16 protein-coding genes are annotated in these 17,834 nt (G+C 39.5%); 13 read left to right on the top strand and 3 right to left on the bottom strand.

The features are described 5' to 3' along the window. Positions 1 to 79 precede the first annotated feature (79 nt). On the top strand, positions 80 to 325 hold the full coding sequence (atpC, locus tag O0V13_RS07345) for an ATP synthase F1 subunit epsilon (protein ID WP_073572706.1): 246 nt from the start codon (positions 80 to 82) through the stop codon (positions 323 to 325). 302 nt (positions 326 to 627) lie between these two features. Here atpC and O0V13_RS07340 read toward each other — a convergent pair whose 3' ends face one another. Further along, a complete protein-coding gene (locus tag O0V13_RS07340; protein WP_268034328.1) occupies positions 628 to 1,959 on the bottom strand; it encodes an alpha-L-fucosidase in 1,332 nt (443 codons plus the stop codon). A gap of 122 nt (positions 1,960 to 2,081) precedes the next feature. On the opposite strand from O0V13_RS07340, the gene rpsU reads away from it, so the two are divergent. The 4 genes from rpsU to O0V13_RS07320 all read left to right on the top strand — a co-directional run bounded on the left by rpsU (position 2,082) and on the right by O0V13_RS07320 (position 5,246). Then, on the top strand, positions 2,082 to 2,276 hold the full coding sequence (gene rpsU, locus O0V13_RS07335; RefSeq protein ID WP_268034327.1) for a 30S ribosomal protein S21: 195 nt from the start codon (positions 2,082 to 2,084) through the stop codon (positions 2,274 to 2,276). A 170-nt stretch (positions 2,277 to 2,446) separates the two neighbouring features. Next, on the top strand, positions 2,447 to 3,331 hold the full coding sequence (locus tag O0V13_RS07330; protein ID WP_268034326.1) for a tyrosine-type recombinase/integrase: 885 nt from the start codon (positions 2,447 to 2,449) through the stop codon (positions 3,329 to 3,331). Between the two features lie 34 nt (positions 3,332 to 3,365). Further along, positions 3,366 to 3,671 (top strand): ribosome hibernation-promoting factor, HPF/YfiA family, encoded by a 306-nt coding sequence (gene hpf / locus O0V13_RS07325; protein ID WP_268034325.1) that lies wholly within the window; start codon positions 3,366 to 3,368, stop codon positions 3,669 to 3,671. A 66-nt stretch (positions 3,672 to 3,737) separates the two neighbouring features. Next, entirely contained in the window at positions 3,738 to 5,246 is a 1,509-nt protein-coding gene (locus tag O0V13_RS07320) for an ArnT family glycosyltransferase (RefSeq protein WP_268034324.1), read from the top strand. On the opposite strand, the gene O0V13_RS07315 is transcribed toward O0V13_RS07320, so the two are convergent. Further along, entirely contained in the window at positions 5,243 to 6,895 is a 1,653-nt protein-coding gene (locus O0V13_RS07315; protein WP_268034323.1) for an ArnT family glycosyltransferase, read from the bottom strand. The genes O0V13_RS07320 and O0V13_RS07315 overlap by 4 nt on opposite strands. Positions 6,896 to 7,013: 118 nt before the next feature. Between O0V13_RS07315 and O0V13_RS07310 the strand changes: the two genes are divergently transcribed. Together O0V13_RS07310 and O0V13_RS07305 are read left to right on the top strand one after the other, a co-directional pair. Next, entirely contained in the window at positions 7,014 to 8,009 is a 996-nt protein-coding gene (locus tag O0V13_RS07310; RefSeq protein WP_268034322.1) for a glycosyltransferase family 2 protein, read from the top strand. 13 nt (positions 8,010 to 8,022) lie between these two features. Beyond that, entirely contained in the window at positions 8,023 to 8,916 is an 894-nt protein-coding gene (locus O0V13_RS07305; RefSeq protein WP_268034321.1) for a lysylphosphatidylglycerol synthase transmembrane domain-containing protein, read from the top strand. 3 nt (positions 8,917 to 8,919) lie between these two features. Here the strand turns inward: O0V13_RS07305 and O0V13_RS07300 are convergent, their stop codons facing one another. Further along, positions 8,920 to 9,330 carry a hypothetical protein gene (locus O0V13_RS07300; RefSeq protein ID WP_268034320.1) on the bottom strand — a complete coding sequence of 137 codons (411 nt, stop codon included), beginning with the start codon at positions 9,328 to 9,330 and terminating at the stop codon, positions 8,920 to 8,922. Positions 9,331 to 9,393: 63 nt separating this feature from the next. On the opposite strand from O0V13_RS07300, the gene pyrF reads away from it, so the two are divergent. The 6 genes from pyrF to O0V13_RS07275 all read left to right on the top strand — a co-directional run bounded on the left by pyrF (position 9,394) and on the right by O0V13_RS07275 (position 17,772). Then, positions 9,394 to 10,212, top strand: a complete 819-nt coding sequence (gene pyrF, locus O0V13_RS07295; protein WP_268034319.1) for an orotidine-5'-phosphate decarboxylase — start codon at positions 9,394 to 9,396, stop codon at positions 10,210 to 10,212. A 444-nt stretch (positions 10,213 to 10,656) separates the two neighbouring features. Then, on the top strand, positions 10,657 to 14,046 hold the full coding sequence (locus O0V13_RS07290) for a SusC/RagA family TonB-linked outer membrane protein (RefSeq protein ID WP_268034318.1): 3,390 nt from the start codon (positions 10,657 to 10,659) through the stop codon (positions 14,044 to 14,046). 28 nt (positions 14,047 to 14,074) lie between these two features. After that, positions 14,075 to 15,658: a SusD/RagB family nutrient-binding outer membrane lipoprotein gene (locus tag O0V13_RS07285; RefSeq protein ID WP_268034317.1), complete on the top strand. Its 1,584-nt coding sequence runs from the start codon at positions 14,075 to 14,077 to the stop codon at positions 15,656 to 15,658. A gap of 126 nt (positions 15,659 to 15,784) precedes the next feature. Next, positions 15,785 to 16,798, top strand: a complete 1,014-nt coding sequence (locus tag O0V13_RS07280; protein WP_268034316.1) for a DUF2851 family protein — start codon at positions 15,785 to 15,787, stop codon at positions 16,796 to 16,798. 13 nt (positions 16,799 to 16,811) lie between these two features. Continuing rightward, complete coding sequence (locus O0V13_RS21710; RefSeq protein ID WP_442780912.1) at positions 16,812 to 17,081, top strand: DUF2851 family protein; 270 nt, start codon at positions 16,812 to 16,814, stop codon at positions 17,079 to 17,081. 55 nt (positions 17,082 to 17,136) lie between these two features. Next, positions 17,137 to 17,772, top strand: a complete 636-nt coding sequence (locus O0V13_RS07275) for an acetyltransferase (RefSeq protein WP_268034315.1) — start codon at positions 17,137 to 17,139, stop codon at positions 17,770 to 17,772. The last annotated feature ends 62 nt before the right edge of the window (positions 17,773 to 17,834 follow it).

Here is a 17,834-nt window from a genome sequence, read left to right as displayed (position 1 = left end):
AAATAGTTAATGGTTTTAGGTTATTGGTTTCGGCGAGGACCAATAACTTTTAATCCAATAACTCAATAACTGTAAAATCATGCAATTAGAAATCGTAACACCCGATAAGAAGGTTTTCGAAGGAGAAGTATCCGAAGCAAGCTTCCCAGGTGCTTCTGGTGCATTTCAAGTATTGAATAGTCACGCACCTATCGTTTCTGCTTTGGCAAAAGGAACTGTTTCTTTCACTACGAAAGAAGGAAAGCAGTCTCTAATTGTCGATGGAGGTGTTGTTGAAGTAAAAAATAATGTCATTGTAGTCCTAGCTGAAAAAGTAATCGGTTAAGCTTCAATGTTTAGATAAATAGAAAAAGTCCAGGCGAAAGCTTGGACTTTTTTGCGTTTTGCTGTTTCTAGAATACATCCATAAAAAATCCCCACTCCATTTGAAGCGGGAATTTTTTTAATCTGTTTGAAAATTATTTACAATTCAAAAAAGATTGCTAGCGGGGTGTAGTTTACATTTCGTAATTCACTCCCTTCATATTTCAGCTTTCAAACTTTTGCCTTCAGCATTTTCTGACCACTGATCACTGAAACTTATAACTTCAAACCTCCAGTTTCCGAACATCCGAACATCCCTGCTTCTCAATTACTCTCAATCACTTGCCCATGCTCTCGGTATAGGTCTACTGGACCGTCCAATAACACAGCGATGACCGTGATGTCTTTGTCATATACGTTATCTGGGATATCGATGTATTTCATGCCAGGAACAGCGCTCCAATACATTTTGCCCACTTCTCTGGATTGTAATTTGGTGCCATTGCCCACGACCCAAACACGCTGGATTTTGTTTTTAAGTCCTTTGATTGCCAAGGATTCGTTGACTTTGTAGTCCAAGTAGATATAAAGAATGGTTTTGTCAGGAGAAAGAGTGGTTGGTGCGTACACGTGACCATCAGGAATACCTGCCTGAGTATTGTAAATAGCGGCTTCGTGCTTAGTGGTCCATCTTCCGAATTCTTTCAAAATATTCTCAGCCTCTTCTGGGATGCTTCCATCTGGCTTAGGCCCGAAGTCCATTAATAGATTTCCTCCCATGTGAAGACAGTCCACGAAGATTCTCAAAAGCTCGCTAGGGGACTTGTAGGCCTGATCATTTCCTTGATAACCCCAACTGTTGTTCATTGTCATGCAAAGCTCCCAGTACTTGCTCTGAGGGCGTGCTACAGGTACGCCTTGCTCAGGGGTGGCATAATCGCCGAAGCCAGGGCCTAATCTAGAATTGATGATCAGGTTTGGATTGTGGCTCAATAGGTTCTTTTTAAGTTCAGCACTTCTCCATTCCTCTGGCTTATGTTCCCAGTCTCCGTCAAACCAATACAAATCTGGATTGAATTGAGAAGAAAGCTCTTCTAATTGTTGGAAATTGAAATCGGTGAACTTTTTGAACCTTTCCGGATCATTTTTGTATCTGTAGATCTCTCGGGTTTGTCTGTCATAATCCGGGTGAGACCAATCCAAAACAGAGAAATAAATACCCTTTTTGATTCCCTCTTTATCGAGTGCCTTCATAAATGGTGCTACTAAATCTTTTCCTGCTGGTGTTTTCTTCACAACAGATAAGTCGGAGGCTTTGGTATCCCAAAGAGCTACTCCATCATGGTGTTTAGCTGTAAGGACTGCATATTGAGCTCCTGACTGCTTGATTAGCTTGGCCCATTTTTCAGGGTTGTAGTTTGCCGCAGTAAAACCTGAAGTCTGCTTCATGTAGTCCTCGTAGGAGATGTAATCGTTGAAAAAAGACCAGGATTCATCGATTCCGTTGACTGAATAAATGCCCCAATGGATGAAAATACCCAGTTTGGCATCTTGAAACCATTCCATTTTGGAGTCAGAATCTTGTGCTGTGGATTGACAAATACATGAAAGGCTCAGTAAAAAAGTAAATAGGATAAACAGGGGGGATTTTTTCATTGGGTTTAATTTTTTTTCGAAAATAGGGCTCTTGGACTAAGGAATCCAAATTTAAATCAAGCTACTTTCTTTTTATTAATTAATTTCCATACATTTGTGGCCGCGAAAGGAGGTGTAAAAACATGATCATAGTTAACGTAAAAGAAAACGAATCAATTGAAAAGGCGCTTAAGCGTTTCAAAAAGAAGTTTGACAAGACTGGTGCAGTCAGAGAACTTAGAGCGAGACAAGCCTTCACAAAACCTTCTATCAAAAGAAGAGATCAAGTAATCAAAGCTGCTTACAAGCAAAGAATGCAAGAGGAAGCAAACAAATAATTGCTTTGATGAATTAAATTATAGAAGCTGGTATTCCATTGAATGCCAGCTTTTTTTGTTTTTGGGTCAATTTTTTCAAGAGTTTTTTAATGAAAATTGGCATTTATGTGACTTTACTCTCTGTTCTTTTGATTTTTTTTCAGCTATCTTAATTCAAGAAATTGTGCTGTATGATTGATTCTTTTGTTACCTATCTAGAATACGAAAAGCGAAGTAGTCCCCACACTGTTGAAGCTTACCAACGCGATTTAGTCCAGCTAGAAGAATTTATTGAGCTTTCTTTCGAGCAAAAGGATTTGACCCTTGTGTCACATAGGGAGTTGAGAGCCTGGGTGATAGACCTTGTTGAGCAAGGTTTGAGTACGACTTCAGTGAATAGAAAAATAGCCACTCTTCGATCCTATTATAAGTTTTTGCTCAGAAATGGGAAGATCGAACAGGATCCGACCTATAAGTTAAAATCCCTTAAAAATCCGAAAAAACTCCCCGAATTCGTACAAGAAAAGAGCATTGCTTCCGTATTAGAAGAAAGCGTTTATGAAGATAATTTTCAGGGAAAGCGAGACCGGATAGTAATGGAGTTTTTGTATTTGACCGGAGTGAGACTTTCCGAATTAATTGGATTGAGATGGTCGGATATAGATTTGATTCAAGATCAGGTAAAGGTCTTGGGGAAGCGGAAAAAAGAACGAATAATTCCCATTACAAAAGGACTCAAACAGAATATTATTTCATATCAGAAAGTATTTGAGGAAACATTTCCGAAAGCAGGACAAAGTCACTATTTTATTGTGAATAATTCAGGAAAAAAGAGCTATCCTATGATGGTTTATCGCATTGTCAGACAGTATCTGGACCTTTTTGCGCAGACAAGCAAGCGCAGTCCTCACGTGTTGAGACATACTTTTGCGACCCATTTATTAAATAAGGGTGCTGACCTGAATGCTGTCAAAGACCTTCTTGGTCATGCTAACCTTGCTGCTACGCAAGTGTACACCCACAATTCCATGGAAAAACTGAAGGCTGTGTTTGAACAGGCACATCCTAAAGCGTAATAAATAGATTGTTCAACCCTAAATGCAAATCATTATGAAACTGCAGATGCACTCCATCCACTTTGACGCCGATCAAAAATTGATCGATTTTATTCAGAAGAAAGCTGATAAGTTGGATACCTTTTATGACCGAATATTAGATGGCGAGGTCTATATGAGATTGGACAAAAACGAAAGGAATGAAAATAAAATTGTCGAGATTAAATTGAATGTTCCTGGCAAGCAGTTTTTCGCAAAACACCAAACCGACTCCTTCGAAGGGGCTGCCGACGAGGCGATTGAAGGTCTTCGAAGACAAATCAAAAAGCACAAAGAAAAAGTAGTGCTGGCTAAGCAATAGCAATAAATCCAAACAAATTCGAACCCCCGGAAACCCGGGGGTTTATTTTTTGGTTAATTTCCCCTGATGAGAAGTTCGAATTACTACGTCACCCTTTTTTGGATCGTCCAAGCAGTATTCCTATTGGTGAAAATTCTTTTTGCTTTCAGGCCTGAAATCAACCTGTTTACCGAAGAAGCACAATATTGGCTTTGGTCTCAGAATCTTGCCTGGCATTACTATTCGAAGCCTCCGATGGTGGCTGTTACCAACTTCCTGAGTACTTCACTTTTTGGTATCAATGAATTTGCAATTCGAATTGTGCCTGCCATCCTGGGAATAGGATCGGCCTGGCTGATATTCCAGTTGGCTGATTTGTTGTTCCAATCGAAGAAAATTGCTTTCTGGGCAAGTATGATTCTGATTTCGATGCCTTTCTTCTTACTCTTCTCAACCTTCCATATGACCGATTCAGAATTGACATTCTTCTGGATTTTGACTTGGTATTTGCTGGCTAAGGCATTGAAAGAAAAACAAATAAAATGGTGGGTTTTTGCAGGAATTGCAGCTGCTTTTGGATTGGCATCCAAGCCAGTAATTCTCTTGATTATTCCGATCCTTGGCTTTTATCTTTTCTTGAAAAAGGATCTCAAAACCAATTCTAAAGAATTTGTAGTGTTTGGGCTGGTATTTATGCTTGGTTTCCTGCCAAGCTTGATCTGGAATATGCAAAATGGATTTTTAACCTTTAAGCATATTGCCACTTTGGGAGGCGTTGAAGGTGAAAAGGAGGCTAGGACGATTCTTGATGCCTTGAAAAGTTTTTCAGAGTTTATCGGGAGTCAGTTGGCGATGGTTTCAATATTTATGATTCCTGTTGTGTGGATGGGAGTCAAGAGATTCAAAAAGCAACCTGTTCCTGATGCACTTTTCCTACTCCTTCCGGCATTAGTTCCTTTTGTAGCCTTCGGAGCTTTAAGCTTCTTAACAGAAATTCAGGCCAATTGGATTGCCTTTAGCTATCCGACTCTGGCTGTTTTTTTTGCCTTTTTACTTTCTGAAAATTCCTTGAACTGGAAAAAATATCAATCCTGGGCCGTTGGATTGGGGTTGGGACTTCCATTGATTTTGTTTTTACCAGAGGCTTTTGGTTGGAAAAAAGCTACCGGAATTGAAAAGGTGGAAGTAGCTGCCTTTAGAAGAATGGCGGGTTATGATCAGATTGCTGACCGCATCACTTTTCTTCAGGATAGCCTGAAAGTGCAGGCACCATTTTACTTCTCTGAAAGCTATCACGTTTCCTCGGAGCTGGCTTTTTATCTCCCAGATCATCCTCAGACGTATCAAGCGGCTATGGGTGCCAGAAGAAATCAATTTGACTTGTGGGAAAGTTTGGACTCAAAGGTTGGGAAAGAGTCCGTTGGGATTTATGTGAGTCTTCATGAAGATAGTCCGGAGACTGTTACAGATTTTGAGGAGCTGTTGTTTGAAGAGGAATATCCGATTTATTTCAGGGATGTTTATCTCAGATCAGCCAAGATTCAGTTTTGGAAAAACCTCGAAAAATATACTCCAATCCATACTGGAGCTTATTAAGGCTTTTTTTGAATGAGATAGAACTTTTTGCCAGTCTTATTTAAGATGCTGTTGAATTCCGGTTTTCCAAATGTATTAATCAAATCAGGAATTGCTTTTGAACTCCAATTGACGGATTGATCTAGAATTTGGAATTGCTCTTGGTTTAAAGAATCATAAAAGCTATCCTCAATAATCAGAGTTTTGAATTCTTGAACTTGGTCCTGCCATCCTATTTTTTCCAAATTGGTTAATCGGGTTTCTGGATATAGTGACATCCGGATTTTGGAGCTGGTATGGTTGTTCCCTTTGAAGCCGATAGTTTCAAAGTTTTTATTTGCGCTCTCAATGAATTCGCTAAACTGTTGTCCCTGGTGAGGAAATGAGATCAGGGATGTGAAAAGAGTGTATCCAGGGAAGATCAACAAAAATGAAAAAGTGATGGCTTTGGGTAACTTTTCGCCTTTCCATATCAGTCTTCCTATATAAATTAAAACAGCTAGGATGAGGAAGAGAATGGCCCACATCGCATGGCCTTTGATCGCCAAAAAGATACCGCCTCCAAACAAAACAAGATTCAAGGTGAAGAATATTAGAGTTGCAATTCTCAGTCCCATCTTCCTCTTTTCAAATTCTCCATTGATTAGAATCCATCCTAGGTAAACAGCTAAAACTGGGGCTACTGGCAAAAGATATCTTTCATACATCACGCTTGTCATGGCGCTCATTCCCAAAATTGCCAAAGCCCAAAGGAAAGCAAAACCTGCAAATTGAGGGTTTTCCTTCCAAGCTTTAGAAATGGAGGATTTAACCTGAGGGATAGCCAATAAAACCCAGGGGATAAACATGGCTATCAACAATCCCAATGCAATCAATCCATGTTTGAAAACCAAAAAGCTTTTGGAGGCAACCCTGACGCCTACCTGATCTCCGAGAAAGCTGTCAAGGTAAGTTGGTCCATGGATTTTCCACATTGCCAAAAACCAAAATAGGGCTATGAATGAACTCACCAATAAGGAAGGTATATGGATGAGGCTTTTTAGAGAGACTCTTTTCCAGGGATTTAAAAGGAGATATACAATTCCAATTCCTCCCAAGGCCGCGGCCGGGAGGCCTTTGACTTCAAACGCCAGAGCCAATCCTCCGTACAGAGCCCAAGGGGCCCATTTTGGGATCGGGCCATCATTTTTTAGATAAGCCGCAAATCCCAAAGCGCTCAAAGTCATGGTCAGAACAAGTAAAACATCAGGAATAGATCTGCCAGCTGAAAGAATCAAGACTGGGTTTGCTGCCATAATCAAAGCCGAAACCGCTGCGATTTTTTCTTCTTTGAAAAGGATTTTGGAAAGCTTAAATGTTAATCCGACAGTCGCTGCGCCTGCCAAAAGAAAAAAGATACGTGAAGCAAAAGCATTGACACCAAAAAGTTTAAATCCAGCCAATACTGCCCAATAAGTAAGGATAGGTTTTTTGAATCGAAGTTCTCCACTGCCCAAGTAGGTAGTCAGGTAGTCTCCGTTTCTCATCATCTCAACCGCAGCATCCCTGTAGTACATTTCATCGGGATAGTTCATATTGAAACTCAGGGCAAAAGGTCCCACTAACAGGCAGAAAATACCCATCAGGATCCATGGGTTGATTCGTAATTCAGGTGACTGGGAAAAAATCATGCACAAAGATAAGGTGATTTGGGAACTGCCAGCCAAATTTTATGTTGTAAAAGCTTAACAAAACGGGGCGTTTTGCCCCTAGAATTTATTTGGCGTATTTTTGACCAAATTTTATCCCATGAGCAAGCCCCTTATTTCTGTAGTCATCACCATTTACAATGAAGAGGATAACATCAAGCCTCTACTGGAAGCGACCTATGGCGCTTTGGAAAAGCTGGATTATGAAGTCATTCTGATAGAAGATGGATCGACAGATCGAACAGTAGAAGAGGTGAAGAAATATGCGAATGACCGGACTAAGCTGATCATTTTCAACAAGAACTATGGACAAACAACTGCTTTGGCTGCTGGGATTGATATGGCATCGGGTGTGTACATAGCCACCATGGATGGTGACTTGCAAAATGATCCAACAGACATCCCTACCATGCTTCAAAAGGCGATGGATGAAGATTGGGATGTAGTGGCTGGTCGTAGAGCTAATCGAAAAGATGGATTTGTATTGAGAAAGATTCCATCCAAAATCGCCAACTGGGTAATCAGAAATACAACCAAAGTTTATTTGAACGATTACGGCTGTACCCTTCGTGTCTATAAAGCTGAGATTGCTCAAAACATGGGGCTTTATGGAGAATTGCACCGATTCATTCCAGTTTTGGCAAAACAGCAAGGTGCTAAAATGACTGAGGTAGATGTGAAGCATCACCCTCGAATCCATGGAGAATCAAAATACGGATTGAGCAGAACCTTCAAGGTGATGGCGGATTTGATTTTGATGCTCTTTTTCCAAAAGTATTTCCAGCGTCCGATTCACCTTTTTGGAGGAATCGGTCTGATTTCATTTTTTATCGGTGGTTTGATCAGTTTTTACATGCTTATCTTGAAAATCATGGGAGAAGATATTTGGGGAAGACCGCTTATGATTTTGGGTTTTATCATGATTTTAGGTGGGATTCAATTGATCACAACGGGGATCATCGCAGAGATTATTGTTAGAACTTATTTCGAATCTCAGGATAAGAAAACCTATACTATCAAATCTGTTTTCGAAGGTTCAGGTAGAACTCTGACTGGTTTGGAAGTTCAGGCTACAGAGAGTATCAATAGAATATAATTAGAGATTTCTAGTGTCTGATCAATCGAGTAGTATTTTCAAGAAAATAAAAACTGCAGCCAAGTTGGTATTAACCGGCTTGGCTTTGTATTTGGTTTTTCGAAAAATTGACACGGACTCCCTGTGGGATTTGGCGAAGTCCCTACATTTTTTCTGGTTGATTCCCGCCATTATCCTGTTTGTTTTTAGCAAAGTAGCAACTGCCTTTCGATTAAATCTTTATTTCAAAAACATCGATTTGTACATCTCGGAAAAGCAAAACTGGAGATTATATTTGATAGGTATGTTCTACAACCTCTTCCTTCCAGGTGGCATTGGAGGGGATGGATATAAAGTATATCTGCTCAATAAGCACCACAAAACGGCTGTAAAAAAGCTGCTTCAGGCGGTTTTGTTGGATAGATTGGGAGGTTTGGTTGCGATTGTCTTTTTATTATTTGTGTTCTTTTTGTTGGTTCAGGTTGACATTCCATGGCTGGAAAGTACCTGGTGGAATGCTTTGATGGTTTTAGGATTGATTCTGACTATTCCGGCATTTTGGTTAGTTCAAAAGTTTCTGTTCAAGGATTTCCTTCCCTCTTTTGTTTCTGCCAATGCATGGTCTTTTGCAGGACAAATTGCCCAACTGATTTGTGCTTATTTTATCCTAAGAGCTTTGGGGATTCAAGAGCAAATCTTGGCATATCAACTGGTTTTTTTACTTTCTTCCATCGTGTCAGTTCTACCTTTGACTATTGGTGGGGTTGGTGCAAGAGAGTTGGTTTTTATCTATGCACATACTTATGCTGGAATCGAGGAAACAGCCGCAGTTGCCTTCAGCATGATTTTCTTTTTGATTACTGCGGGTACGTCTTTGGTTGGGGCCTTTGTCAAAGTGGATTGGGATGAGAAATCCATGGAAAATTAATTCTCACCTTACAAAAACTGCATCATAGGGGAAGTAAAACTGTCCTCTAGGCATGAGGATTTCCCAATTGACCTGGTCTTTTTCTGGATTGTAGATGATCTTCAGATCTGAAAATTCGAGTCCATAAGCACTTTTGATTTTTCCGATATAGGTGTTTTCAGAGGTCATTTTTAGAAATATTGAAGAACCATCCATTTCGCAATCAATCCTACCTCCATTATAATAAACGCCACAATGGTCGCCTATCAAATCATAGACTCCATAATATTCACTGGCTTTTTGGGGAAACTCCAGGGTTATTTCTACTAATCTATCTTCTAATTCCACACCATACCTATAATGGCCTTCGATGGATTGGGAAAAAGTAACAAATGGGTAAAGGCTTAAGATTGAAAATATGTGAAGTGTTTTCATAAAATGTAGTTTCTCCGAAAATGGTAATTGGCTTTTCTTAACTTTGCGCAAAATATTAATTCGATGAACAGAGCAGAGCTATTTTCCCAAATTCAGAAAAAATCCTCCTTTTTATGTGTTGGCTTAGATCCTGATTTGGCTAAAATTCCCTCTCATCTGAAAAGTGAAGTTGATCCCATCTACTCTTTTTGCAAACAAATCATCGAAGAGACTGCCGACTTTGCGGTTGCTTACAAGCCGAACATCGCATTTTTTGAGGCTTTAGGACCAAAGGGTTGGGAAACATTGCAGAAAGTTCTGGAGTGTATGCCCAAAGATGTTTTCTCTATAGCTGATGCCAAAAGGGGAGATATCGGGAATACATCCAAGCTCTATGCAAAGGCATTTTTTGAATCCATGGAATTTGATTCGATTACCGTCGCTCCCTATATGGGAAAAGATTCTGTGACACCTTTCTTGGAATTTGAGAACAAATGGGTAATCCTTCTTGCGTTGACTTCCAATATTGGCTCTCAGGATTTTCAATTGATCGAGGCTGTAGATGGTAAACCACTTTTTAAATCAGTTTTGGAAAAAAGTCAAGACTGGGGAACGCCGGATAACCTCATGTATGTAGTAGGTGCTACCCGTGGTGAATTAATAGGAGAGGTAAGAAAGTCAGCTCCTGATCATTTTTTCTTGGTTCCAGGTGTTGGGGCTCAAGGTGGAAGTCTTTCTGAAGTTGCCAAGTATGGAATGAATTCGACTTGTGGTCTTTTGGTCAATTCAAGTAGGGGGATCATCTATGCTTCCTCTGAAAAGGATTTCGCCAAAGTGGCAAGACAAGAAGCTCAAAAACTCCAGAATGAGATGAAGGAATTGATGGCAAAATACCTAAAGTAAAAGACAGGTTTAACAGAAAAAGAAATTCTAGTTTTTCGGAAATTTCAAATTCTCAATCCGTTGATTTTGTGCGGTTTTGAACATTTTTATTTTCTGCCTAAGAAATTAATCAAGAGTGATGTTTGGTCTCATTTGATCTGATTTTTTGAACATTACATTCAAAATCACATTTTCTATAAAAAAATTTTCGAAATCGATTGCGAAATTCTAATTAGGCTTTTCGCCCTAAATACTCTTGATAATCAGACACTTAGAATTGTTTTTTTAATCAAAGGTTTAATACTTAATAAAAAATTTTACTTTTCTGGTATTTGATTAATTAAAAAAATGATATTGTTTAGGGCTATTGTTCTAGAAAATTTAATCTGATCTAGTGCATTTTTAAAACCTATTTCATTAAAAGTTAAATGACCCAAAGACCAAAAAAGTAAAAACCCATCAGCAATGAAGAAAAATTTACACAAACCATGGAAGCCAAAGCTTCTTAATGGAAGTAAGACCAGTTTACTATTACTTCCGGGTCTCTTTATGGGGACTATGTTTCAGGCTGAGGCATCACTTGTGCCGGCCAATCTTTCGCCTGTTATTGAGGTATCAGATGAAAAGCAAGCAGATGTTGTGGTCAAAGGAACCGTCAAAGATTCCAATGACTTGCCTTTGCCAGGTGCTACCGTAACCATCCAAGGAACCACCAAAGGTACCGTTACTGATGTAGATGGTAATTATTCTATTGAGGCTCCAGAGGGTGCTACTCTTGTATTCTCATATCTTGGATTTGAACCGCAATCGATTGTAGTAGGTACTAGGACCATCATTGATGTGACCTTGTCAGAGCAAGCTTCAGATTTGGATGAATTTGTGGTTTCTGCTTTTGGTATGGAAAAAGACCAAAAGAAATTAGGTTATGCAACTACTACAATCAAAGCTGACGAGTTGATCAAAGTGGGTACCCCAAACGTGGCTACTGCACTTTATGGTAAGGCTCCAGGTGTAAGAATTCAGTCTGGTGCTGGTGGTGCTACTTCAGCAGTAAATATCACAATCCGTGGTCTGAATTCAATTACAGGTAATACTCAGCCATTAATTATTATGGATGGTGTGCCTATTAGAAATGAAAACGTTTCTAATAGTAATTATTGGGGTGATCAGCGACTAAGAGGGAATGGTCTATTGGACATCAACCCAGAAGATATTGCAAATATTTCCATCTTGAAAGGTGCATCTGCTGCCGCTTTGTATGGATCTGAGGCGGTAAATGGTGTCGTTTTGATCACTACCAAAAAGGGAAATTCTGGTAAAAAAGGGTTCAGTGTAGACTTCAGTGCTAATGTAGCAAGGGATGAAATCGCTTACCTTCCTCGCTACCAAAATGTAAGAGGTCCTGGTGCGCCTATCCATGTATCTGACTTAGGTCAGCAGGATGATGGTTTTATCACTTACCCTGATGGCTCCAGAGGGTTGGCAAATACAACTATCAACTTTGGGCCGGAGTTTGATGGACAGCCTACCATGGCATGGGATGGTCAAATCAGACCGTATGTTGCTCAGAAAGATAACTATGCTGCTTTGTTTAATAATCCGCTAAGTTCTTCTATCAACGTAGCGGTTGCAAACAATTCTGAATTTTCTGATTTCAGATTCTCTTTGACTCGTCAGGATAATGAGGCTTTGAGTTTGAACTCTAAAAATGATAAAAACATAGCCAACTTAAACGCCACCTTCAGAATCACTAAAAAATGGAAGACTGATGTGATGGTGAATTATATCAATCAAAACACGAAGAACCGTCCTTATTCCATTGACCGTATGATTAACAACTTCAGCGGGATGATGTCTCGATTTGACAATGGAGCATGGTACTTAGACAAATACCAGACAAGCCGTGGCTATAGATTTGTGACTGGGAATGGTCAAAGTTTGACTCCAGATGAAAACATCATTTACAATGGTTTTATGGGTGATATTGGTGACTATGTTTGGAGAGTAAACAAGCATAACTTGAATGAAACTTCGAATCGTGTGATCAGTGTATTGACCAATACCTATAAAATCACTGACGACTTGTCTTTCAGAGCTAGAATTTCGACTGATTTCACAAACAGATATTCAGAAGACAAAAGAGCAACTGAAAGACCATTGGCATTTGGTAACTCAGGGATGTTCAGTATGAACAATGAAACATTCAATATTTTGTATGGTGATTTGTTCTTGACCTATACCAAAAGCTTTTCAGAAGATGTGTCTTTCAGTGCAATGGCAGGGTACACAGGTACTAAAGAAACCAAAAGAGGACTATTTACTAGAACCAATGGTGGGTTGAGTAGTGAAAACTTGTTTGATTTGGTGGCTTCCAATCAGCAAGTGGTCAGTAATTCCAACAGAACAAATCGTGTAATTGATGCATTGGTAGGTACTGCAAACCTTGACTATAAAGGATTCTGGTTTTTAGAAGGTACGATCCGTAGAGACCGTACGTCTACCATGAACCCGGAAAACAATGCTTTTGTCTATCCTTCCTTTAATACCAGTTTGGCAATTTCTGAAATGGTAGAGTTGCCTCAATTTATCACTTTCACCAAATTGAGAGGATCTTGGGGTATCGTAGGTAACTATCCTCCTCTATATGCGGCAAATATCGCTTATAACCAAAATACATTGGACGGAACATTGTATACCGTGTTGCCTTCATCTTTTGGAAATGATGGAATCAAACCAGAGCAAAAGCATGAATTTGAAATTGGTTTGGATGCTAGATTCTTCAACAACAAATTGGGGCTAGATTTATCTTACTACAATGCTCAGATCCGTGACCAGATTCTTCCTTTGACCATACCGGCTACTAGTGGTGCAAATACGGTGTTGACCAATATCGGTACCTTGAGAAATAAAGGGGTAGAATTGGCATTGAACGCGACTATCATGCAAAGAGGTAGTTTCTTCTGGGATGCAACTTTGAACTTGGCTAGAAATATCAATACCGTTGAGAAATTGGCCAATAACTCTACAGAGCTACTTCACGCAGACTATGATGGCAATGCTGCTCAGCTGAGATCAGTAGTAGGTCGTCCAATGGGTGACCTGTATGCAAGACCAATCGAAACGGATGCAAATGGAAACAACATTGTGCAGCCAAATGGTTTGTATAAAATCGATGCGAACAACTGGAAAAGAGTAGGAAACTATAATCCTGACGCAGTAGGTGGTTTGATGAACAATCTATCCTACAAAAATTTCACATTCTCTGCTATGATGGACTTCCAAATCGGAGGGTCAGTAATGCCTACTGGTATCAATTGGATGACAAGCCGTGGTTTGACTGAAGAAAGTACCAAGTATAGAAATGAAGAGACTGGAGGTCTGGCATATTATCTAAATGCAGATGGCAAAGGTGTACAAGTAGACCATTCCACTGCAGCTGGACCAAATGGTGAGAAAGTATTCCACGATGGTATGTTGATGGATGGTGTGACTGCAGATGGTCAGCCAAATACCAATGTGATTTCTCAAGCTACATATTATTGGAATACTTACAACTGGGGAGGTCCACAGTATGGCCAGTCCAGATATGAGTTGTATATCCAGGATAATACTTATTTGAAAATGAGAGAGCTTTCTTTTGGCTATTCATTGCCAAAGAGTTTCGCTCAAAGAATTGGTGCTAGCAACATAAATGTTTCGGTATTTGGTAGAAACTTGTTCTTCCTATATAGAAATATCAAGGATCTAGATCCTGAAGTATTGACCGCTGGATCTAACTGGACTCAGACAATCACTAGTGCAGGTACCAACCCTGCTACCAGAACCATTGGTTTTATGCTAAGAGCTAAATTTTAATTTAGGCCCCATTTAATCCAAAATGAAAATGAAATTTAAAAGTTTATATATAGGTGCAATTGTAGTAGCTTCTTTTGCAAGCTGTACAGAATCGGACTTTGCTGATAACTATACAGATCCTTCAAAAGTTGCAGAGACTACCGTAGGAAAGCAGTTTACCGGTATGATCTATACGAATAGAAACTATGTGCTTCCTTCGTATAATGATTACTTCATCATTCACCGAATTACCAATAACCGATATACTCAAGCTATTGGCTGGGTCAATGGTGAGAACCAATATGTTCCGGGTTCCGCTGCTATTGGTGATCGTTGGAATGCATTTTATCAGACTCTTGCACAATACAGAGAGATAGAAAAAATTTATGATGGACTTTCTGATGCTGCCAAAGCTGACCAGAAAATCTACATGATTGCTGCAAAAACATTCCTGTATGATCAGGCACAAAGAGAGATAGACCTTCACGGTGATATTCCTTTCACTCAAGCTGGGATGCTAAGTCAAAATGGCGGAGATTATGAAAATTCGTATGCTCCTTATGATGATGCAGAGACGCTCTATACCATGATGCTGGATGAATTGGCAATGATGGCTGATGAGATGAATAATTTGACTGTTAGTAATGGTGTTTTGACTGAATTTAGAGCCCAGGATCTCATCAATAATGGTGATTTGGATCTTTGGAAAATGTACATCAACTCCTTACGACTTCGAATGTTGACTCGTGTGAGTGGATCTAGTGCATTCACTGGACGCGCCACTTCTGAAATCAATGATATTCTTTCTAATCCAAGTACCTACCCTGTAGTGACTTCCAATGAGGATTTCATTGCTTGGGATGGTTATACGATAGGTACTGCTATGCAGGCCACTTCTTTCCAGAGTGGATTGGAAGATTGGAGTGGAAACTTGGCGGGTAAGACTATTTTAGAGCATATGCTTGATAACGAAGACCCACGTTTGACTTATGTGTTTGAGCCAGGAACTGAAGCAGCACCGGGAGAATACTTAGGTTTGGATCCATTGATGAATGCTTCTGATCAGAATGAGTTGGTCAACTCTAATACTTTGACGATCTATAATAGATCGACATTGTCCAGAAACCAGAATTTCCCAGGGATTATCATCTCTGCCCCAGAGGTTCATTTTCTAGCAGCTGAATACTACCTAAAAAATGGTCAAGACGCGATGGCTCAGGCTTCTTATGAGGCTGGGGTTGAAGCTTCTGTTGATTTCTATCAGTATTTAAGAAGTATCTCTAACAACGGAGACTCTCCAGCACCTGTCGTGCCTACAAGTGCGGATGTAGATGCCTACTTGGCTCAGGGAGAAGTTTCTTGGGCGGCCGCCTCTTCTACTGAAGAAAAGCTAAAGTTGATCGCTGAGCAAAAATGGTTGCACTTCAACGTAATTCAGCCTAATGAAAACTGGGCTGAATTGAGAAGATTGAATCTAGTAGATCTAGAATTTTGGACAGATCAGTCCAACCAGCAAAGCCAGCCTCCTTATAGATGGGTTTATCCTGGAGCTGAAGCAACTTACAATTCTACAAACTATGCTGCCGTTCAATCGGAAGACGTTTTGACAAATAAGTTGTTCTGGGCTAAATAAAATATAGTTTAGATAGATGGTGAAAGCCGTGTCCTATGATTAGGATGCGGCTTTTTTTATGGATTGAAATCTTTTGAAATTGATTAATTAAATCATTAGATTAATTGATAAACAATTAGTTTTTTGATGAATTTTAGAGAAGATTTTTTACAGCTAGTGTGGAAGTATCAATATTTTGATAAAAAGGACTTACTCACTTCAGATGGACAAAAAGTCCAAATCATCAAAGTTGGATTCCATAATTTGACAGAAGGCCCGGATTTTCGAGAAGCAATGATTGAGGTGGATGGAGTCATTTTTCATGGCCATGTAGAGGTTCATAAGTTTGCCTCAGAATGGAAGCAGCATGCACATTTCAGCGATCCAGCTTATAATTCTGTCATTCTCCATGTGGTCTGGAAAAATGATAAAAAAGTCCTCAGAAATGATGAAACTGAAATGCCAACCTTAGAACTGGACGGAAGGATTTTTTTAGAAATATGGAGACGCTATGAGCAACTTTTAGACTTTAATGAAGATTTGCCCTGTTCACATGCTGTAGGCCAAGTTCCTGACATTATTAGGTTTTCTGCCTTGGAAAAAGCATTGGTCGAAAGGCTTCAAGAAAAATCCAATTTGGTTCTGGAGATTTTTAAGCAGACCAATAATGATTGGGAAGAAACGGCTTACCGATGGCTTTTTGTTTCATTCGGATTCAAGCTAAATGCTGAATCTATGAAAGAGTTGGCATCCTTGGTTCCCTATAAGATTCTTTTGAAATACCGAAATCAGCTTCCCATCTTAGAGGCAATCTTGTTTGGAGCTGCCGGGCTACTACCTGATCAAAGTGATGAACCTTATGTTCATTTTCTTAAATCTGAATATCAGTTTTATCAAAAGAAACATCAATGGAATCAAAAACTGAGTAGAAGCTATTGGAATTTCATGGGGGCAAGACCCAGTAATTTCCTAACCATAAGGATCGCTCAGCTAGCATCAATCCTTTCTCAGGCACCCAGCCTATTGGGAAGCGTAATAGAAGAAAGTAGAGATTTTTCAGCATTTAAAAAGTTACTTCAGGTCAAGCCTTCGGAATATTGGGAGTACCACTATTCGCTTTGGAAGCGAATCCACCAGAAAAGTATCAAAAGGCATTTCTGAGCAGGTTTTAAATTTGTTGATCATTAATTATGTCATTCCAATTTGGTTTGCTTATGGGCGGTATTTTCAAAATTCAAAATGGCAAGAAAGGTGCTTTGATCTTCTACAAGAGGTGCCGGCTGAAAGTAATTTTATCGTCCGCAAATTTTTTGAATCCGGTTGGAAGCCTCAGAACTCTTTCGATACACAAGGAATGATTAGTCACTATCGAAACTATTGTACTCCTAAGAAATGTCTTTCCTGTAAAGTTGCTCAAAGCTTGATTCGTAGCGAAAACAAATGATGTTTGGGTATGCGCATATATTCCCGTAATTTTGCACTCCGAATCAAAAAACATTATGGAAAAACCGGTAATTATTCTGGGAGCCAAAGGTATAGCTCATCCTGCATTGGAAATTTTTAACAGCAATCAAGTGATCGTTTATGGCTTTCTTGATGAAGATGAAAATCTTCATGGATCTGAAATCAATACTGTTCCGGTACTGGGTCATACAGAAGATGACGGATTTTTGAAGCTGATAGGCAAGAAAACCGAAGCGTTTGTTGCTGTAGATGATAACAAATACAGGAAATTCTTGGTAGAACTTTTGAACGACCGAAGAAAAGTTCAGCCGATCAATGCGATTCATCATACGGCATATATTTCTACAGATGCTCAGATCGGTCATGGCAATTTCATCAATGCCAAAGTGACTTTAGGTGCAGGAGTTGAGATGGGGCAGCATTGTATTTTTCATACAGGTGCAATCGTGGATCACAAAGCTAAGATTGGTGATTTCGTTCAAATCGGTGCAGGATCCATTATCAATTCAGAAGTTGTAATTGAAGAAGGCGCATTTATCGGATCAGGTGTAACCGTTGTCTCAGGTGTGACTATAGGGAAAAATGCTCGAGTAGGTGCTGGATCTGTAGTGATTAGTTCGGTTGGGGCAAATGAAACCGTATTTGGGAATCCTGCTGCAAAAGTGAAATAAGAATTTCCTGAGAAAGATCAGGAAAGCAATAGATTGAAAAATGAGTTTTGTCTGGTAAATTT

This window comes from Algoriphagus sp. PAP.12, assembly GCF_026652115.1.
Taxonomy (GTDB): domain Bacteria; phylum Bacteroidota; class Bacteroidia; order Cytophagales; family Cyclobacteriaceae; genus Algoriphagus.
Note: the sequence above shows the minus strand (reverse complement) of the source record. Positions and strands in the feature narration are given on the sequence as shown.